This window comes from Alkalihalobacillus sp. MEB130, assembly GCF_032335535.1.
Classification (GTDB): domain Bacteria; phylum Bacillota; class Bacilli; order Bacillales; family Bacillaceae_D; genus Halalkalibacter.
The window spans coordinates 22,584-41,163 of the sequence record NZ_JAOANA010000018.1 but is presented as its reverse complement, the minus strand read 5'-3'; the positions used below and the strand labels follow the sequence as shown (position 1 = coordinate 41,163).

Sequence of the window (18,580 nt, the reverse complement as noted above, 5' to 3'; positions counted from 1 at the left end):
GAAAAAGGATGGTTCAAATAGAACCATCCTTTTCTTCATTTTTATTCTACTGCTAGATCTTCAATGGAATCAATGTCCATATAAGCTGGAACTACTAATCCAAGTGCTGTTCCGTGAAGGTTTGAACCTAGATCTTCAAAGTCACCTTCATACTGCTCATAGTAATCAGCATGTGTAGTTGGTAACCAAGCGCCTACAGCAGCATCGCCACTACCTGAAGCAACACCAGCCCACATTGGACCTGCGTCTACTTGAGTTAACGTTACATCATAACCAACTGTTTCTAAAACGGTAGCTGCTACATTTGTGCTTGCAATCACATCATCCCAAGCAACATAAAGCAATGTAAGGTCGTCACCTTCAACAGAGTTAACGCCTTCTGTCCATGTTGCTACTAAATCTGAGTACTCATCTACAAATTGCTCTGCAGCGTCCGCTGGGTTTGCACCTTCATTAATAAGTGCCATCACATATTCAATGTGCTCAGGCTCCCAATTGAATGCATCCAATACTTGGTGCGCAGTTGGATGGTCTTCATCTAAACCAAGACGAGCAATAGTGTGAACGTCTTCCGCTCCACCATAAAGGTTTTGTGGATCTTCTAAGTATTTAAGATCGAAATCAGAAAACTTCCAGTGTGGGCTCCAACCAGTTACGATGATTGGCTCCTCGTTTTCATAGGCACTTGCTAATGAAGCAGCCATTGCTGCACCAGAGCTTTCTACTACTGTCCAGTCATCTTCAAGACCATATTCAGGTAAAACTCGGTTAATCGTAATGTTCATAAGACCAGCTCCAGGATCGATTCCTACGATCGTGAAGTCTACATCTTCTCCGACATGTGTAGCGGTTTCTTCTGCTGGTGCTTCTTCTGTTCCTTCTACGTCATCAACAGGTGCCTCGTTTGAAGCCTCTTCTCCTCCACATGCTGCCAGCCCTAAAGCTAAAACAGATGCAGTTGTTAAACCTAACAATTTCTTTAACATTACTGTGTTCCCCCTTGTTTTTTGTTTCCTATATTTTGAGTGATTCGATCTAGGATAATCGCAATGATTACAATAGCCAAACCAGCTTCAAAACCAACTCCAGTTTGAATTTGTGTAACAGCACGATACACTTCGGTTCCAAGCCCAGGTGCACCTACCATGGCAGCAATAACAACCATAGAAAGAGCTAACATGATGCTTTGGTTAATGCCTGCCATGATGGTTGGCATGGCAATAGGCAATTGAACTTTTAGTAAACGTTGTTTCGTAGTCGAACCAAACGCGTTTGTTGCCTCTATCAGATCAGAAGGTACTTGTTGAATACCTAAGATCGTTAACCTGATTGTCGGTGGCATCGCAAAAATAACAGATGCAAAGACTCCAGGAACAACTCCAATATTAAAGAAAAAGATAGCTGGGATTAAATAAACGAATGCAGGCATCGTTTGCATAAGGTCTAAAATCGGTGTAACAATCTGCCTAACAACCATATTTTGAGATGCCCAAATCCCAATGGGAATTCCAATCACTATTGTAACGAAGACAGCCGTGAGAACGAGGGCAACCGTCTGAATCATCTGATCCCAGTATCCAAGGTTCCATATGAGTAAAAGCCCCGCGACTGTGAATATAGCCATTCTCCATCTGCTAGTCTTCCATGCTAGCAATGCAACAAGTAAGATTAATAGAATAGGTGGAGGTAATAGTAATACCCATTCAATTCCATCTACTACCCCTCGTAAAATAACACTAATAAATTGAAATAATCCGCTTAAATTGCTAGTAAGCCACGAAACAAAGCTATCAATAATATCAGCTAACGGTAATCTAGGGATAAAATCTTCCATGTTACTTCACCTCCCTAGCAGAATTCATTGTTAAGCTATTAATATATTCTTCGTCTCCTGCAAGAGCGCCAATAACAGCACCTTTGACAAGGACGCCTTTCAGGCGCTTGTTATCATCCGTGACGGCAACAGGCACCGTTGCATGAGAAACTTTTTCGAATAAATCAGTTAAGAATGTCTCCGGTTTTACCGTTGTAACGTCGGTTGTCATGGCGTCTGCTAGTGTTTGGTTGCCATCTGCTGCTTGTTTTGCTTCACTAGCTGAGATAGCACCAAGTAATTTCTTCTGTTTGTCAACAACATAGATAGAGGAGATCCCTAATTCCTTCATTAGCTTTAAGGCAACGAGAGGGCCTTTCTCTACTTGAATGGCTTCCGCTCGCTTCATCACATGTTCAGCAGTAAGAACTTTTGATAAATCTACATCTTCTACGAATTTTTCAACATATTGATTCGATGGGTTCATTAAAATTTCTTCAGGTGTTCCAATTTGAACGATATTTCCATCTTTCATTAACGCAATTCGGTCACCAATTCGTAAAGCTTCATCTAGATCATGAGTAATGAACACGATCGTTTTTTCGACGGAAGATTGTAGATCAAGTAGCTCATCTTGCATATCTTTTCGAATAAGTGGATCTAGCGCACTAAATGCTTCATCCATCAGAAGAATATCGGGATTGTTCGCTAAGGCACGAGCAAGACCCACACGTTGTTGCATTCCTCCACTTAATTGGCTTGGGTATTGATCTTCATAGCCTTTTAAGCCAACTAGTTCAAGAGATTCGAGTGCTTTCTTGTTTCGTTCTTCTTTTGGTACACCTTGAATTTCTAATCCATATTCCGTGTTTTCAAGAACCGTGTAGTGAGGAAACAAAGCAAACTTTTGAAAAACCATACTGATTTTTTTTCGTCTTACTTCACGAAGTTGCTCACTTGACATTTTGACAACATCTTCGCCATCAATTTCTACTTTTCCACTTGTCGGGTCAATGAGTCGGTTTAACAAACGGACAAGTGTTGACTTACCACTTCCGGAAAGTCCCATAATGACAAAAATCTCACCAGAATGAACTTGGAAACTTGCTTGGTTGACTCCAACTGTACAACCCGTATTTTTCAGAATTTCCGTTTTGGATTTTCCAGTCTGGAGTTGGTTCAATGCCTGTTTCACATTTTTACCGAAGATTTTCGTTACGTTATCCACGTTTATTTTTACTGTTTTCTCATTCATTTTTCCACCTCTTCCTTAAGCACCTCTTAATTATATAAATGGATGAACTCATTACACAAAGGGCATAATAGGTCAAAAACACCACGTTAAGTTCGTACAGTTAAAACTGTACGAACTATCCGAAGCGTATTCTTACAATTGCTCTCTAATCCTCCAATTACCTAGCAATTGCCAATTTCAACTTTTGAATTCAATATGGTAGTCTATATAAAAAAAGAACAGTCACGGGGAAGTGATGGAATGGGTGAGAAAGAACAACTAGAACGGGCGAGGGCTCGTTTTATTGATTCAATGGCGCAGAATATGAACCTTTATGGAATTACTCCATCTGTAGGTCGGTTATATGGGTTGCTTTATTTTAGTGAAACACCGATGACGTTAGATTGTATGAAGGATGAACTTGGCATGAGCAAAACAAGCATGAGTACATCTGTCAGGCAATTACAAGAGCTGAAAATGGTGGAAAAGGTATGGAAAAAAGGGGTGCGCAAAGACTTATATCAATCGATAGATGATTGGTACGAAACGTTCTCTGATTTGTTTTCGGTGAAATGGAGAATGGGTGTATCATTAAATATAAGTTCTCTTCGAAAGTCGTTAGATGAAATTAATGAGCTAATTGAAGATCAAACTACTTCTGAAGAATTGAAAGCCGAAGCACGCATTGATAAAGAGAAGTTAGAGCATGCGCTAGAATATTATCATTGGATTAACCGATTGATCGATAGCATTGAAACGAAGGAAATTTTCAAATTCATTCCAAAAGGGAAAGATAAAGAGTAGCTAAAATACGTATAAGGAAATGAAGTGGACAGAGAATACGCTATCTGTCACAAAAATGATCATTCCGTCTTTGAAGTGGACAGGCGATCCTCTATTTAGTAAGATCGCACGTATTTTGACACGATTTTATCGAAATAGCGAACGTAGGGTCCGGATAGAGCTTCAAAAGGTGTTAAATTGGAAAATAGCGAACCGTCTGTCCGCTTAAAATTTCATGATAGTGATCGATCATACGTTTAAGCCAGCTAAACAATAAAAGGCTACAGAAAAAGTGGGACGCTTTTTCTGTAGCCTAGGTTTGTAAAAAAGAAAATTAGTAGTGAGGTGAATCGAGTGGGTGATGAGCGACTGAAGCCTGAGTTTTTTCAACAACCAACTCTTGAATTGGCACAAGCTCTAATAGGGAAGAAGATCATAAAAGAGACGGATGAGGGGATTGCTTCAGGATGGATTGTGGAAACAGAGGCATATAAAGGACCTGAAGATCGCGCGGCTCATAGTTTTGGTAATCGTAGGACGAAGCGAACGGAAGTGATGTTTGGACCGCCTGGGTATATTTATACGTATGTGATGCACACGCACTGCTTAGTTAATATCGTAAGTGGAGAATTGGAAAAGCCAGAGGCGGTATTAATTCGTGCCATTGAGCCTGTTGAAGGAATCAATTTAATGTATTCTAGAAGAGGAAAAGATAAGAAAGAAGTAGAATTAAGTAATGGTCCTGGAAAGTTAACAAAAGCTCTTGGGATTACAAACCTCGATTATGGACTTCCTTGCTATGAACCTCCTTTATATATTGTTGAAGGATTCACTCCTTCTCAGATTGAAAGTGGACCTAGAATAGGGATCGATAATAGTGGAGAAGCGAGAGAGTATCCATGGCGTTTTTGGTTATCTGGTAACCGTTTTGTTTCAAGGAAGTAAAGTTGTTATGAAATAACTTTACATACAGTTGTTTGAGTTTGTATCTTCTACTATATATAGGGAGGCTTGTTATGGATGAAATCAAGGTTTTAATAGTAGATGACCAAACGTTGATGAGAGAAGGGATCAAAACGATCATTGATTTAGAAGAAGATATGCATGTCGTTGCGACAGCTGAAAACGGGTTGGAAGCTGTAGAGAAGGCTGTTACGTTTCAACCAGATATGATATTAATGGATGTACAAATGCCAGTATTAGGAGGGATAGCTAGTTTAACTGAGCTAAAGAAGAAACTTCCTAAAGTGAAGGTCCTTATTTTAACGACATTTTCAGAAGATCAATATGTGATTGATTCATTAGCAAACGGAGCAGATGGATTTCTACTGAAAGATATGAACTATGACCAATTAATTGTGTCAATACGGGAAGTCGTTTTACATGATTTAATGATTTTTCCTCAAGTGATTGGAAAAAGGGTTGCGGCCCTTCTTTCTGAATACAATATGTCACATGAAACGAACCGCATTGTCGAACTATTAAAAAAAGACGGAATCCGTTTCTCAGAAAGAGAACGAGAAGTAGCGAATCTACTAGCAAAAGGATTAGCAAACAAAAAAATAGCAGAGAAGCTATTTATTAGTGAAGGTACAGTCAAAAATTATATAAGTGAGATTTATAGTAAATTAGGAGTAAAAGATCGATCAAAAGCGATTATTTATTTAAGTAAATTACAGCCATAAAGGAAGCGTTACGTTGTAGCTGAGTTGGAGAAAACCAAGTCAGTTTTTTTGTGTTAAAAGGGGGATTTTAGACAATTAATATTCTCTATAAAGAACAAAACTATTTACCTTATCGATATATAAGAGTATAATGTTCTTATTGGAGAACAACGAGTAGGAGGAAGCAATGAAAAACTCTATTATTTATGAGCAGCCATTGTTAGGAAAGATTTCTATTCACCAAGTAAACGGAAACATTGTAAATTCCAAACTGTCTACCATTGTCCTTTTAGAAATTAAGACAAAGTCAATTGTGTTTGTAAGTCAGTTAAAGTTCCCCTTGTCAGAGTCTGTCATTTACCAAATAGACACAAAAATATCAGATAATGAAATTCAACTTTTTGGACTCATCTTGAAGTCTGTTAGCAATGTACATAGTAACAGTCATCATTATCAATTTGACTACATTATGGAGAATGAGCCAAGCGCAATTACGTACTTTTCTGAACTTCAAACCGTGTTGGGGGGAGGAAACAAAAATGCAAATAAAGCAAACAAGGAGATATGAGGATGAATGGAAAGAATATAAGGTTATTAAGGGAAGAAAGAGGAATGACCTTAAATCAACTAGCTACTTTATCAGGAGTGTCCAAATCGTATATTAGTTATATTGAAAGAGGTATGCAAAAAAATCCTAGCATCGCTGTATTGGAGAAAATATCAGTTGCACTGGGGATTGAATTTTTAGAGCTAATAGAGTCTGTAAACGAAATTTCAAAAAAATAGTCCTAAGGTGACTCTATTTATGTAGGCCTACAACACGTAATAGCATGAGAAAGCTAAAATAAAGTCACCTATGTTGTTCTATTTTTGTGTATTTCTCCATTTATTGAACTCTAAATATTCTTTAAATTGCTCTTTTGTAATGCCAGAATCCATCGCTTCTCTTACTAATTCGACCCAAGCACTGTCTAATGAAACGTCGTCGCTTTTTTGATCTTCATTTAATAGATGTTCTACTGTAACCCCTAGTACAAAGGAGACTTTTTCTAAGAATTGAATAGAAGGGTTTGATTGGATGTTTCTCTCGATAGAGCTCAAGTAAGATTTAGCTACTCCAGCTTTTTCTGCTAATTCGGATAACGAATAACCCTTTTCAAGACGATACTTTTTGACGCGTTCACCAATCATACGTATCTTTCCTCTCTGCCTATGTAATAGTATAATTATAACAGCGCAGAGTGTGTTCTGTAAATAGAACTACTTTTTGACTAGTTTTCCCTCTTGTTGGTGTAAAAAAGCTCTTACTTCCTCTAATGATAAACCGATCGTTTGGGCCTCTTTTACTAACTGAACCCATTCTTTATCAAGAATGATAACCTCTTTCGAATTCATCCATTCAAACCCCTCTCATATTAGTTCCGTTAAGGCAAGTAGAAGATTGACATGTTCGATACTAAGAACCTTTTCTCTATATTACATGGATAAAGTGTTTTTCATTAGTTACTTCAGTCATGTTGAAAGTCATAAACCATGAATAGGTAAGTTCATTTATTGAAAAATTCTGAAAGCTTGTTGTACAAAGGATACAGCTTTTGATCCATTCCATTCGTTACAGAGGACGATGAATTTCGCCAAAACATGCCTAAAATCTACAGTACACAAATAGAATAAGACTAGTCTAAAAGTACCGGTTTTATTACGTAATAGTCATAAAAAGTAATAGATTTAGTTTGGAAAGAAGATGAAAATTTGGGCTATTCTAATTTGGTATGATCTATGTGCGTTTGCAAATAGTCTTTCACTTCGTCACATGTAAAACCGAGATCTTTCGCTTCTTGAAGCAATTTTACCCATTCTTCGTCTAATAGATCTGATTGCTTGTTCACATCCTTCAACCCCTTCTGTAACTAGAACTATATTAAGTACAAACGAATCAGTTTTGTTCTTTTTAAAGAACTAACTTGAGTATAATACGAATGACTCATTTAATAAAGGGGTTTTGGGAGAATTATGTATCTTTTTATCTTTTCTTATATATATGTAAAAAAAAGGAGCCTCTAGAAGGGTCATTCCTCCTGAGATTCCTCTTTGTTTAGAAGCTTTTTGTCATAGGTTGTTCTTTTATCAGCTTTGCGTCAAAAATAAATGGGCCAAATGGAATAACAGAAGCAATGGAGGCTAAAATCCCTTTTTTAAATGTCCATCTTTCTGTAAACATAACAATCGCTAATACGACAAAATATAGCATAAATAAAATACCGTGAATCCATCCAGTAACAGTGACCATCATAGGCATATCAAACATATACTTCAATGGCATAGCAATCCCGAGAAGAAGGATAAAAGAAAGTCCTTCAATGTAACTAACAGTTCGAAAGAGTTTAAGTATAGAACTCATGAAGATCATCTCCCGTTAAAAGGCTTGTGTACTTTCACATATAACTTTTATTATAGCAAGTCTTAGTTACATATGGGTTGTGATTTCTTGACGATAAAACAAACACGTTAAGACTTCTGATTGAATAGGCTATATGGCTATGGCAAAAATGGATGAGGGGGTTTTTTAACTTGTATCCAGTATATCCTTATTATGATAAAGAAACGAAATGCGAAGAGCAACCGATTACTTTTCCACCTCAAGAGCAAGAACAACAACCCGGGTTGGAGTACCCAATGATTCCTAATCCTATCGCAGAAAATCCTCACTATGTAGGATCGGGAAAGTTACAAGATAAAGTAGCTATTATTACAGGGGGAGACAGCGGGATTGGTCGAGCGACAGCCATTGCTTTTGCTAAAGAAGGCGCAGATATTGTGATGATCTATTTAAATGAACATAAAGATGCGGAGGCAACAAAACGGCGTATAGAGGAGATTGGTCGAGATTGCTTATCAATTGCAATTGATTTACGAGAAGAAGCAGCTTCAACGGAAGTGGTGAAGCAAACGATTGACAAGTTTAACAGAATTGACATTTTGATTAATAATCATGCTGTTCAATTTGTTCAAAAGTCCATTTTAGACATAACAAAAGAACAACTAATGACGACTTTTGAAACGAATGTCTATCCATTTTTCTTTATGTCAAAAGCCGTACTTCCATATTTGCAAGCAGGGGATTCCATTATTAATAATACATCTGTTACTTCTTTCAAAGGACATGAAACCTTAATTGATTATTCGGCAACGAAAGGGGCCATTACTACGTTTACACGGTCGTTAGCTCTTTCATTAGCCGATAAAGGAATAAGGGTAAATGCTGTCGCTCCTGGCCCGATCTGGACACCACTTATCCCAGCAACATTTCCAAAAGAAGAAGTGAAAATATTTGGAACCGACACACCGATGAAACGCGCAGGCCAACCATTTGAATGCGCACCAAGCTTCGTCTATTTAGCCTCAAACGACTCCACCTACGTAACCGGCCAAATCCTCCACGTAAACGGAGGAATGTATTTAGGAGGCTAGTTCCCCAAAGGTGCCCTTCCTTTGGGGAACTAGCCGAAGCGGTGAGCGAAGCCGTCGTAATGGTTTAAGCCATTTTGAGTGAACTTCTCAAAAAGGCGCACGACGAGCGGAGCCACCGCCCGTGTTCGCACGTAACAGGGGAAGAAGGTGCCCTTCCTTTTGGAACTAGCCGAAGCGGTGAGCGAAGCCGTCGTAATGGTTTAAGCCATTTTGAGCGAACTTCTCAAAAAGGCGCACGACGAGCGGAGCCACCGCCCATGTTCGCACGTAACAGGGGAAGAAGGTGCCCTTCCTTTTGGGACTTAGCCGAAGCGGTGAGCGAAGCCACCGCTGGTTTTCTTTTTTCATAAAGTTCAAATAAAATAGGAATAATGAACAGTCTTTCAAGTTTTTAAAAAATGCAGCAAATAGTAGAAGGGAGGGTTTCGTATTGGTAACTAACAAAAGTGTCGTTCCGATAATGAGTATGGTACGAACATTTGAACATATGTACGGAGTGGTCTTTTTAATGGAACGGGAAAATGGCCAATTTATTTATCGTTACATAAGTTCTGAGGCGAAAGAGCTGGCCTCCCTTGATGAGAACTTTGTTGGAAAGACATTGAAAGATGTATATCCGGATTACATATCTGCTCATTTAGGAAATTTATATGATCAAGCATGGCGAACAAGAAATCCCGTTGTTGTGCAAGATAAATTAAATATGAAATTAGTTGAAGAGATTGCCAAGCTAGTAATTATTCCTGTTATCCAGGAAAAAGGGGAGTTACGTTATTTTATTAGTTACACAGAAAGGATCATATCTCCTCAAGAATCCATTGTTGATATCGTGACCGGCTTACCAAGTTATCAGGTGTTTGTTCATAAATTAAAAGAAAAGTTACAAAGGATACAGAATCCGGTCGTTGTCTGTTATATCAAGCTTGGACAAGCTTCCAATCAAGGTCCTTATCCAAAAGAGTTTGACCAAAGTATCGTCATTTCCGAACTGGCTAAACGAATTTTACATGCACTACCAGAACAAGATGTGGAATTAGCTCGTGTCATAGGTGATGAACTCATTTGGGTATGCCCCGTGCAACAAGATACAATTGCTTGGCTAAAAGAGGTGCAACAAACCATTTCTACCCCTTTTTATGTAAATGACTGTGAAGTAACGATGGAGACATCAATTGGGGTGACGACGCCTGAAATAGGAGTTCATTCTGAAGGTCATGTAATAAATGAAGCCTATCATGCTATGCTCCAAGCGAAACAAGAAAAGGGAAATTCCATTAAAGTGTTTGATTTAAACCGACAAACGGAAATGATGAAAGCAAAACCTAGTATAGAGCGTGAATTGAAAAATGCGATTAAAAATAACGAGTTTGTTGTGTATTTCCAACCAATTATAAATACTTGTACAGGAACTATTCATTATGAGGCGTTACTTCGCTGGTTTAGTTCAAAACTAGGTCCTGTACCTCCAGATGCTTTTATTATTGCTGCTGAAGAAAGTGGGTTCATTCAGGAAATTGATGCGTGGGTCATTGAAAAGGTTTGTGAACACATGTCTAAACAAAAAGAAGAAGCAATCCGAGTTTCTATTAATTTGTCAACAAAAACATTTGAATCGAAAGAATTAGAAAAGATGCTGTTAACAACGTGCATGAATTTTCATATTGATCCGAGTTTAATCGAATTAGAGTTAACAGAGCATACGTTGTTAGAAGATGAGCAAGTGTTAATTGAAAAACTAAGGTCGTTAAGGAGATCTGGCTTTAAAGTGGCGATTGATGATTTTGGAATGAGACATGCCTCGTTTAATTACTTACGATTGTTACCAGTGGATAAAATTAAAATAGATAAAGCGTTCGTTCAAAATTTACAGTGCGGCACTAAAGAATTTCACATTATTACGTCGATTTTAACTTTAGCAAAAAAATTAGGAGTAAAGGTAACAGCAGAAGGAGTAGAAACAAAGGAGCAGGCTCTAATGTTGTTACGGGCATCTTGTGATGAACTACAAGGGTACTTATTTGGAAAGCCGGTACCAAATGAAGTGATGGGAAAAGTAGCAAAGCAAGCAAAGGAACAATGGAATTTACTTAAAACTGAAAACTGACCCAGGGGTTTCTGGAGGGTACTGAAAAAGGTTGATTTTTCACTTGCTCAGTGTCCTTCTAGCAATGAGCGCGTTCTAATTAGCAGGTGTGAAAAGTGTGAGACCGTTGCGGCTTCTGAGTTGCTTTCGAGAAATTTCTCAGTGGTTTTGGGTTTGCCTAGGTTCGTTTTTTAGTGTAACGTTTTCTAAATAAGGTGAAATGATTTGATGAAAAGTGACCATGATGGAAAAAGGTTCAACGTAACGGTTGAAATTCAAGGAAGAATGGATGATAAGTGTGGCAGATGTAACAACGATTAAGGTGAAAAAGCAAACAGCTGAGAAAATGAAAAAAGGATTTCCATTAATTGAAAAAGCAGCCGTTTTAACGAATATAGAAATGGAAGAAGGGTCCATTTTATCCGTTACAGATGAGGCAGGAGTTTTTATTGGAAAAGGGTATTATGGAAAACAAAATAAAGGCATAGGGTGGATATTGACGAATAATCAATCGGAGTCAATTGATCGACTCTTTTTTGTGAATCGTCTACAAGCGGCCATCAATCGAAGAAGGTCTTTCTACCAAGACGCGGAAACAACTACGTTTCGTGTTTTTAACGGAGAAGGCGATGGAGTGGGTGGCTTAACAATTGATTATTATGATGGTTATTATGTTTGCACATGGTATAGCGAAGGAATCTATCACTTTCGACGTGATATATATGAAGCGTTAAAGGAAGTTGTTTCATTTAAAGGTGTCTATGAGAAAAAACGTTTTGCTGGGAAAGGTCAATATGTAGAAGATGACGATTTTGTTATGGGAGAGCGTGGTGAGTTCCCGTTGCTTGTGAAAGAAAACGGGATGAATGTTGCTATTTATTTAAATGATGGCCCGATGGTAGGGGTGTTCCTTGATCAACGTGATGTACGTAAAAAAATACGAGATACATATGCAAAAGGGAAAAATGTTCTTAACACGTTTTCGTATACGGGTGCATTTTCTGTTGCAGCCGCACTTGGGGGGGCAAAGCATACGACGAGTGTAGATTTAGCAAAACGAAGTCTAGCAAAGACAATCGAACAATTTAGTGTTAACAGCATTGATTATGAAGCGCAGGACATTATCGTTATGGATGTATTTCAATATTTTAAGTTTGCTAAGAAGAAGGAAAAATCGTTTGATGTGGTGATCTTAGATCCTCCAAGTTTTGCGCGTTCTAAAAAACATACATTTAGTGCAGCAAAAGACTATACAGGGTTGCTTCAAGAAGCGATCGCTATTACGAGAAAGAATGGCGTCATTGTCGCTTCGACGAACTGCAGTACATTTTCAATGGAGAAGTTTCATGGTTTTATCAAGGATGCTTTCAAAAAGGAGAAGTCTTCTTATGAAATTGTAGAAGAGTATTCTTTACCTGATGACTTTCGAACATCAAAGTCTTATCGAGAAGGGGATTATTTGAAGGTAGTCTTTGTTAAAGTAAAATAACAAAAGGGACATTCCTACAAGGTCAAATCATACCTTCAGGGAATGTCCTCTTTTGTATAAAAATAGAAAAAACTCATTACGTTCTATACAACATTTTACAGTTATGCTATAACATTACTAAAACAAAATAAGGTGGTGAACAGTTGAATACATGTCCAATCGTTTCTATTATTATCCCAACCTATAATCGGTTACTAGAATTAGCAGAACTGCTTGAGTCTTTGTGCCAGCAAACATTTCAAGATTTTGAAGTGATCATTGTAAATGATGCTGGGCAATCGGTTGATGAGGTCGTGCAGCTTTATCCTGAGCTTCCATGTAAGGTAATAGATTTGCCTACAAATGAGCTACATGTTCATGCCCGTAATACAGGTGTTGAGCATGCAAGAGGGGAGTTTGTGATGCTAATCGATGACGATGATTGGATTGTACCCACGCATATACAAAGAATGATTCATGCTGTGGAAAAGGTTGATCTTGTTCATTCGGATGTAGAAATTGTTGACTATATAATAGAAGAAAATAGAAGGGTTCCGGTTGGACGGAGACTTTTTGCTTATCATGATAACGCAGTCGATATGAAGGTTTTCTCGACTTTTGTTCCTTCGGGTTGCCTCTACCGTAAAGCAATTCATGAAAAAATAGGATATTTTGATAAAGAGATGAAGCACTATTGGGATTGGGATTTTTACTTGCGAGTAACAGAAATGTTTCACGTGAAACGTTTACCTGTTGCAAGTGTCATTTATAACTTTTCTGAATCAAGTGAGAATGAATCGAAAAAAATGGATAGTATGCGCATTCATTTAGATAGATTATCGAGAAAACACCAACTCGGCTTTTTGCCTACTAAGAATTTTTATTTGCTATTGGAAGAGCCAGATATGAAAAGACGCGAAGCAAAAAGTGAACGAATTTGGGATGGAGTTGGAGTCCATTCAAGGTGGAAGACGAAGCTAGTAGGGCAATGAGATATGACAGGGAGGTGTCATATCTTTTTTTGTTTTTCGATGCTATCATGTAAGAATCAGAAAGTGGAAAGGATGTTTCGATGCAAAAGTCAGTTGTCTTAGCAGAAAAGCCATCTGTTGCTCGTGATATAGCCAGAGTTCTAAACTGTGGAAAAAAAGGAAATGGTTTTTTAGAAGGAGATAAATATATTGTCACGTGGGCATTGGGTCATTTAGTGACATTAGCGGAGCCTGAGAGTTATGGTGAGAAATACAAAACGTGGAATTTGGAAGATTTGCCGATGCTTCCAAAGCGTTTGCAATTGGTTGTTATGAAGCAAACAAGCAAACAATTTCACGCTGTAAAAGCGCAGCTTCAACGGAAAGATGTCAAGGATGTCATCATTGCAACCGATGCTGGACGAGAAGGAGAGTTAGTAGCAAGGTGGATTCTTGAAAAAGCCCATGTTGATAAGCCGTTAAAGAGATTGTGGATTTCCTCTGTTACGGACCGGGCCATTAAAGAAGGATTCGGAAAGTTAAAGAGTGCGAAAGAATTTGAAGGCCTCTATCATTCAGCCGTTGCTCGTTCAGAAGCGGATTGGTATGTGGGGATGAATGGAACGAGAGCATTAACGACGAAATTTAATGCTCAGCTATCATGTGGACGAGTTCAAACACCAACACTTGCGATGATTGCGAAAAGGGAGAAAGATATTCAAACGTTTAAGCCTGTTCCTTTTAAGCAAATATCGATTAAAACAGAAAACGAGATGACATTGCACTGGGTTGATTCAAAAACAAAAGAACGTCGAATTTTTGATGAAAAACAAGCAGAGACCATCCGGGAATCACTTGAAAATAAACAAGTTACGGTAACCGATATTCAAGCATCAACCAAAAAAGTACCTGCTCCAAAGCTTTATGATTTAACGGAATTACAACGTGAAGCTAATAAAAGGTACGGGTATTCAGCTAAGGAAACTCTGTCGACGATTCAGAGGTTGTATGAGCAGCACAAAGTAATTACGTATCCGAGAACCGATTCGAGTTACTTGTCATCGGATATGGTTGACACGTTAGCCGATCGCATAAAGGCGTGTGATGTTCAGCCGTTTCGAAAGCTCGTTTCTCAGTTAAAAGGGGTTAAGATAGACAAAAGTTTAGCGTGTATTAATGATCAACAAGTGTCTGATCATCATGCGATTATTCCAACAGAGCAATCTCCTGGACCGAATGCACTGAGTGACAAAGAGGCAAAATTATACCGCTTAATTGTTCGTCGCTTTTTAGCTGCCTTTTTCCCCGTACATGAATTTGAACAAACAACGGTTAGCGCAACTGTTAGTTCAGAACAATTCACAGCAAAAGGGAAGAGAATGACTAGTGCAGGATGGAAAGTGGTGTATAACGAAGATGCCTCTTTTTCTGAAGAGGAAGATGGTGACAACACCTTACCGAAGCTTGAAAAAGGGAATCAGATGGCGATTCGAAATATCGATGTCTTCTCAGGGCAAACGAAACCACCAGAGAGACTAACCGAAGGCACATTGCTTTCGGCGATGGAGAAGCCGACTGCGTACTTAGAAAATCATAACAAAGAATTAGCGCAAACATTGGGTAAGACAGGTGGAATTGGAACGGTAGCCACGCGTGCGGATATTATTGAAAAGCTATTAAATACCCACCTGGTTGAAAAACGCGATAAATATTTGCATGTGACTGGCAAAGGAAAGCAGTTGCTTGAGCTCGTACCTGCTGAATTGCAATCACCGGCATTGACGGCTGAGTGGGAGCAAAAACTAGAACAAATTGCAAAAGGCAAGCTTGAAAAGTCTGTATTTGTTGCCGATATGAAGCAATATGCAACCGAAATTGTACGTGAGATTAAGCAAAGTGAGAAGAAATTTAAACATGATAATGTAACCGGGAGCCCTTGTCCTGATTGCGGAAAAATGCTTCTTGAAGTGAAATCTAAGCATGGAAAAAGACGGGTTTGTCAGGACCCGGCATGCGGCTATAAGAAAAACATTTCAAAAACGACGAATGCCCGCTGTCCGAAATGTAAGAAGAAGTTAGAGCTTTGGGGAGAAGGAGAAGGGCAAACATTTGCATGTGCTTGTGGCCATCGTGAAAAGCTTTCGACGTTCCAAGAACGTAGAAAAAATAATCAAAACAAGAAAGTATCAAAACGTGAAGTGAACAATTATATGAAAAAGCAAAACAAACAAGAAGAGTTTTCGAACAATGCGTTAGCGGATGCTTTGGCGAAGTTGAACTTAGATAAGTAGTTGAATATAGATATTTTCAATGGGGGAATGCGACATGAAAGCAGAGTTTCTTCATCATGTAAGTTTACCGGTAGCTGATTTGAAGAGGTCAAAATGGTTTTATGGAGAGGTTCTTGGACTAAAAGAAACCAACCGTCCTGCCTTTGACTTTGAAGGTGCGTGGTATCAAATAGGGGAGGGACAGCTTCACCTTATTCTCGATAAAACGTTGCCACTTGAGGCTAAGCAAGTAATTAGCTCAAGAGGTCTTCATTTTGCCTTACGTGTGGACGATTATGACAAGACGGTGGAATGGTTGAGGAAACATGAAGTGACAATTGTTGAAAAACCACATAGCAAAAGTGGCTTTGCTCAAATTTTCTGTTGCGATCCTGATGGACATATTATCGAGTTACACGTGGAACAACCAAAGTAAATAAGACAAGACAAAACGAAGAACCAGCTAAGTGCACAAGGCACGGGCTGGTTCTTTTTGCTTTACTGTGATAAAGAGGGGTCTGACCCCTCGATTTTGGTTAGTGGTTTTTTGGCAGGGCCTTCGATGACGTCTCCTTCATAGGAGTAACGTGATCCGTGGCATGGACAATCCCATGTGCGGTCTCCGTGGTTCCAATGAACTTCGCATCCCATGTGCGTACACGTAGTGTCGACTACGTGTAAGTGTCCTTCTTTGTCTCGATAGGCGCCTGCGCGTTTGCCGTTTACGGTTACAACGGCAGATTCATCGTTCTTGACATCATCAGGGTGAAGTTCGCTTTTGTCAAACTTTCCTTGAAGTAGTTGCTTGGCTACATCGGCGTTATGAGTGATAAATTTCTTTACACTTGGATCGGCAATGAAACGAGAAGGTCTGTAAAGCACTTCGTATCGGTTTTTGCGCTTCAAAATTAAGTCGCTTAATAGAAGTCCTGCCATCGTTCCGTTAGTCATGCCCCATTTGCGATAACCGGTTGCAACGAAGATATTCGGATGAGTTCTAGAGATCTTCCCGATGTAGGGCAGTTTATCTAACGTGACCATATCTTGTGCGGACCAGCGATACTGAATGTCGATGTCAGAAAATAGCTCCATCCCATACTGCTCAAGTGCTTCATAATGATACTGCGTATTCACACCTTGACCCGTTTTGTGCTCTTCGCCACCGATAATCGCAAGTTTCTCCCCATCTCTCATCGTGTAACGTAGCGAACGAGAAGGAGAATCTACACTTAAGTACATCCCATCAGGACATTCACCTTTCACCTTTGCAGCTAATACATACGAACGTTCTACATACATACGTGAGAAGTAAAGTCCTCCGCCATCATAAAAAGGAAAGTGAGACGCAACGACTACGTTATTTGCCTTTAGCTTTGGACCGTTTCTGGTCATGATGACAGGTTTCGGTTGTTGCTTAATATCGACGGCTACCGTATTCTCAAAAATCTTTCCGCCATTTTCTTTAATCTTGTTTACGAGAAAAGAAAGATATTTTAATGGGTGAAACTGAGCTTGGTTTTTCATGACGAGAGCAGATTTAACAGGGAGGTTTAATGGTATGGAGTCAACTAACCCGCCTTCAATGCCAAGCTTTTGATATGCATCGTTTTCCTTTTCTAACTTTTTTACGCCACGATTCATGGTTGTATATAAATAAGCATCTTCATTTGAAAAATCACAATCAATTTGTTCTTCATTAACGAGATTTTGAATAAATTGGAGGGCGTCCTTTGCTGCTTCATAATAAAGTCGAGTTTTTTCTTCGCCTAAATGCGAAATAAATTCGTTGTAAATGGCACCATGTTGCGCTGTTATTTTTGCTGTGGTGTGACCTGTTGTTCCGTTTAATAAAACATCCGCTTCTAGTAATCCAACTTTTACTCCTTCTCTTGAAAGAAGATAAGCTGTTGTTAGCCCCGATATTCCTCCGCCTACAATGGCAACATCCACTTCTTCATCTTTTTCAAGAGAAGGAAAGGAAGGTAGATCAACAGAGTCGCGCCAGTAAGGTTCTGGTTGATTAGGCATGGAAGAATCGGATAAAGTATATTCATCTGACATATGTATCCCTCCGATATTGGAATTTCCTTTCATATTATCTCCATTTGAGGGAGTTTCATGTATGGGGGTTTTTAGGAGGTATGAACATGAATCAAAAAACAGCACTAGTTATTGGGGCAACGGGGTTAATTGGGCGTTCTCTTGTATCAAAGCTAATAGAACGAAATGAATACAAACGAATTTATGTGTTTGTTCGAAAAGAAGTAGAGTATCACGATGAAAAGATCATCGTACACGTACGCCTATTCGAGCACGTAAGTTCAGACGATTTCCCGGTTGTTGACGATGTATTTTGTTGCATAGGGACAACGATGAAAAAGGCAAAAACGAAAGAAGCATTCAAACAAGTGGATTATGAGTTCCCGCTGCAATTTGCAAAGGAAGCGCTAGCCAAGGGTGCTACCCAATTTTTAGTTATTTCTTCAATTGGGGCAAGCAGCCGTTCCTCCTTTTTTTATAGTCGAGTAAAAGGAGAGATGGAAAAAGAAGTCATGAAACTAGCCTATTCCCACATACATATTTTTCGTCCATCTTTATTACTCGGTCAAAGGAGTGAAATACGAGTAGGAGAGAAGATGGGAGAATGGGGGGCGAAACTAGCGAAGCCTATCTTACGGGGAAAGTGGGCCAAATATGGAGCTATTTCTGGTGAGACCGTAGCTGAGGCAATGATTCATGCAGCACTCACTCCTTCAAAGCGTGACATTAACGTGTATGAGTCGAATGAAATCATGAACATGAGCAAATAAAATCACAGAGGGG

General features: G+C 39.0%; 20 protein-coding genes. 12 read left to right on the top strand and 8 right to left on the bottom strand.

Annotation, left to right across the window (positions count from 1 at the left end; translation table 11 throughout):
* Window positions 1–41 precede the first annotated feature (41 nt).
* The 3 genes from N0O92_RS17115 to proV are packed head-to-tail and all read right to left on the bottom strand — an operon-like array spanning window position 42 to window position 3,068.
* The gene (locus N0O92_RS17115) at window positions 42–986 is read right to left on the bottom strand and encodes a glycine betaine ABC transporter substrate-binding protein (protein WP_315615881.1); all 945 of its coding nucleotides are present in this window, start codon (window positions 984–986) and stop codon (window positions 42–44) included.
* Window positions 986–1,834, bottom strand: a complete 849-nt coding sequence (locus N0O92_RS17110) for an ABC transporter permease (protein ID WP_315615880.1) — start codon at window positions 1,832–1,834, stop codon at window positions 986–988. Before N0O92_RS17110 ends, N0O92_RS17115 begins: the two co-directional genes overlap by 1 nt.
* 1 nt (window position 1,835) lies before the next feature.
* Window positions 1,836–3,068 (bottom strand): glycine betaine/L-proline ABC transporter ATP-binding protein ProV, encoded by a 1,233-nt coding sequence (gene proV, locus N0O92_RS17105; RefSeq protein ID WP_315615878.1) that lies wholly within the window; start codon window positions 3,066–3,068, stop codon window positions 1,836–1,838.
* A 240-nt stretch (window positions 3,069–3,308) separates the two neighbouring features.
* On the opposite strand from proV, the gene N0O92_RS17100 reads away from it, so the two are divergent.
* The 5 genes from N0O92_RS17100 (at window position 3,309) to N0O92_RS17080 (ending at window position 6,280) form a co-directional block, all read left to right on the top strand.
* Window positions 3,309–3,851, top strand: a complete 543-nt coding sequence (locus tag N0O92_RS17100) for a GbsR/MarR family transcriptional regulator (protein ID WP_315615877.1) — start codon at window positions 3,309–3,311, stop codon at window positions 3,849–3,851.
* A 333-nt stretch (window positions 3,852–4,184) separates the two neighbouring features.
* Window positions 4,185–4,775 (top strand): DNA-3-methyladenine glycosylase, encoded by a 591-nt coding sequence (locus tag N0O92_RS17095; RefSeq protein WP_315615876.1) that lies wholly within the window; start codon window positions 4,185–4,187, stop codon window positions 4,773–4,775.
* Window positions 4,776–4,846: 71 nt separating this feature from the next.
* Entirely contained in the window at window positions 4,847–5,515 is a 669-nt protein-coding gene (locus tag N0O92_RS17090; RefSeq protein ID WP_315615875.1) for a response regulator, read from the top strand.
* Window positions 5,516–5,681: 166 nt separating this feature from the next.
* Window positions 5,682–6,062 (top strand): hypothetical protein, encoded by a 381-nt coding sequence (locus N0O92_RS17085; protein WP_315615874.1) that lies wholly within the window; start codon window positions 5,682–5,684, stop codon window positions 6,060–6,062.
* 2 nt (window positions 6,063–6,064) lie between these two features.
* Entirely contained in the window at window positions 6,065–6,280 is a 216-nt protein-coding gene (locus N0O92_RS17080) for a helix-turn-helix domain-containing protein (RefSeq protein WP_315615873.1), read from the top strand.
* A gap of 78 nt (window positions 6,281–6,358) precedes the next feature.
* Here N0O92_RS17080 and N0O92_RS17075 read toward each other — a convergent pair whose 3' ends face one another.
* The 4 genes from N0O92_RS17075 to N0O92_RS17060 all read right to left on the bottom strand — a co-directional run bounded on the left by N0O92_RS17075 (window position 6,359) and on the right by N0O92_RS17060 (window position 7,895).
* Complete coding sequence (locus tag N0O92_RS17075; RefSeq protein WP_315615872.1) at window positions 6,359–6,685, bottom strand: helix-turn-helix domain-containing protein; 327 nt, start codon at window positions 6,683–6,685, stop codon at window positions 6,359–6,361.
* 69 nt (window positions 6,686–6,754) lie between these two features.
* Window positions 6,755–6,889 carry an anti-repressor SinI family protein gene (locus N0O92_RS17070; protein WP_315615871.1) on the bottom strand — a complete coding sequence of 45 codons (135 nt, stop codon included), beginning with the start codon at window positions 6,887–6,889 and terminating at the stop codon, window positions 6,755–6,757.
* A gap of 362 nt (window positions 6,890–7,251) precedes the next feature.
* Complete coding sequence (locus tag N0O92_RS17065) at window positions 7,252–7,383, bottom strand: anti-repressor SinI family protein (RefSeq protein WP_315615870.1); 132 nt, start codon at window positions 7,381–7,383, stop codon at window positions 7,252–7,254.
* 206 nt (window positions 7,384–7,589) lie between these two features.
* Window positions 7,590–7,895 carry a DUF3817 domain-containing protein gene (locus N0O92_RS17060; protein WP_315615869.1) on the bottom strand — a complete coding sequence of 102 codons (306 nt, stop codon included), beginning with the start codon at window positions 7,893–7,895 and terminating at the stop codon, window positions 7,590–7,592.
* A gap of 170 nt (window positions 7,896–8,065) precedes the next feature.
* Between N0O92_RS17060 and N0O92_RS17055 the strand changes: the two genes are divergently transcribed.
* The 6 genes from N0O92_RS17055 to N0O92_RS17030 all read left to right on the top strand — a co-directional run bounded on the left by N0O92_RS17055 (window position 8,066) and on the right by N0O92_RS17030 (window position 16,193).
* The gene (locus N0O92_RS17055) at window positions 8,066–8,965 is read left to right on the top strand and encodes an SDR family oxidoreductase (protein ID WP_315615868.1); all 900 of its coding nucleotides are present in this window, start codon (window positions 8,066–8,068) and stop codon (window positions 8,963–8,965) included.
* 430 nt (window positions 8,966–9,395) lie between these two features.
* A complete protein-coding gene (locus tag N0O92_RS17050) occupies window positions 9,396–11,069 on the top strand; it encodes a putative bifunctional diguanylate cyclase/phosphodiesterase (protein WP_315615867.1) in 1,674 nt (557 codons plus the stop codon).
* A 277-nt stretch (window positions 11,070–11,346) separates the two neighbouring features.
* The gene (locus tag N0O92_RS17045) at window positions 11,347–12,537 is read left to right on the top strand and encodes a class I SAM-dependent rRNA methyltransferase (RefSeq protein WP_396334541.1); all 1,191 of its coding nucleotides are present in this window, start codon (window positions 11,347–11,349) and stop codon (window positions 12,535–12,537) included.
* Window positions 12,538–12,680: 143 nt separating this feature from the next.
* Window positions 12,681–13,508 (top strand): glycosyltransferase family 2 protein, encoded by an 828-nt coding sequence (locus N0O92_RS17040; protein ID WP_315615865.1) that lies wholly within the window; start codon window positions 12,681–12,683, stop codon window positions 13,506–13,508.
* Window positions 13,509–13,588: 80 nt separating this feature from the next.
* Entirely contained in the window at window positions 13,589–15,778 is a 2,190-nt protein-coding gene (locus tag N0O92_RS17035; RefSeq protein ID WP_315615864.1) for a DNA topoisomerase III, read from the top strand.
* Between the two features lie 34 nt (window positions 15,779–15,812).
* Window positions 15,813–16,193, top strand: a complete 381-nt coding sequence (locus tag N0O92_RS17030; protein ID WP_315615863.1) for a VOC family protein — start codon at window positions 15,813–15,815, stop codon at window positions 16,191–16,193.
* A 62-nt stretch (window positions 16,194–16,255) separates the two neighbouring features.
* Here the strand turns inward: N0O92_RS17030 and N0O92_RS17025 are convergent, their stop codons facing one another.
* Window positions 16,256–17,818, bottom strand: a complete 1,563-nt coding sequence (locus tag N0O92_RS17025) for an FAD-dependent oxidoreductase (protein WP_315615862.1) — start codon at window positions 17,816–17,818, stop codon at window positions 16,256–16,258.
* A gap of 86 nt (window positions 17,819–17,904) precedes the next feature.
* On the opposite strand from N0O92_RS17025, the gene N0O92_RS17020 reads away from it, so the two are divergent.
* Window positions 17,905–18,567, top strand: coding sequence for an NAD-dependent epimerase/dehydratase family protein (locus N0O92_RS17020; RefSeq protein WP_315615861.1), 663 nt, complete (start codon window positions 17,905–17,907; stop codon window positions 18,565–18,567).
* The last annotated feature ends 13 nt before the right edge of the window (window positions 18,568–18,580 follow it).

What these genes read in the sequence shown, in the direction of transcription:
- N0O92_RS17090 (WP_315615875.1), top strand. Translation starts at nt 4,847, where the DNA reads ATGGATGAAATCAAGGTTTTAATAGTAGATGACCAAACGTTGATGAGA.
- N0O92_RS17110 (WP_315615880.1), bottom strand. Translation starts at nt 1,834, where the DNA reads ATGGAAGATTTTATCCCTAGATTACCGTTAGCTGATATTATTGATAGC.
- N0O92_RS17085 (WP_315615874.1), top strand. Translation starts at nt 5,682, where the DNA reads ATGAAAAACTCTATTATTTATGAGCAGCCATTGTTAGGAAAGATTTCT.
- N0O92_RS17070 (WP_315615871.1), bottom strand. Translation starts at nt 6,889, where the DNA reads ATGAATTCGAAAGAGGTTATCATTCTTGATAAAGAATGGGTTCAGTTA.
- N0O92_RS17115 (WP_315615881.1), bottom strand. Translation starts at nt 986, where the DNA reads ATGTTAAAGAAATTGTTAGGTTTAACAACTGCATCTGTTTTAGCTTTA.
- N0O92_RS17035 (WP_315615864.1), top strand. Translation starts at nt 13,589, where the DNA reads ATGCAAAAGTCAGTTGTCTTAGCAGAAAAGCCATCTGTTGCTCGTGAT.
- proV (WP_315615878.1), bottom strand. Translation starts at nt 3,068, where the DNA reads ATGAATGAGAAAACAGTAAAAATAAACGTGGATAACGTAACGAAAATC.
- N0O92_RS17080 (WP_315615873.1), top strand. Translation starts at nt 6,065, where the DNA reads ATGAATGGAAAGAATATAAGGTTATTAAGGGAAGAAAGAGGAATGACC.
- N0O92_RS17075 (WP_315615872.1), bottom strand. Translation starts at nt 6,685, where the DNA reads ATGATTGGTGAACGCGTCAAAAAGTATCGTCTTGAAAAGGGTTATTCG.
- N0O92_RS17100 (WP_315615877.1), top strand. Translation starts at nt 3,309, where the DNA reads ATGGGTGAGAAAGAACAACTAGAACGGGCGAGGGCTCGTTTTATTGAT.
- N0O92_RS17060 (WP_315615869.1), bottom strand. Translation starts at nt 7,895, where the DNA reads ATGAGTTCTATACTTAAACTCTTTCGAACTGTTAGTTACATTGAAGGA.
- N0O92_RS17020 (WP_315615861.1), top strand. Translation starts at nt 17,905, where the DNA reads ATGAATCAAAAAACAGCACTAGTTATTGGGGCAACGGGGTTAATTGGG.
- N0O92_RS17030 (WP_315615863.1), top strand. Translation starts at nt 15,813, where the DNA reads ATGAAAGCAGAGTTTCTTCATCATGTAAGTTTACCGGTAGCTGATTTG.
- N0O92_RS17025 (WP_315615862.1), bottom strand. Translation starts at nt 17,818, where the DNA reads ATGTCAGATGAATATACTTTATCCGATTCTTCCATGCCTAATCAACCA.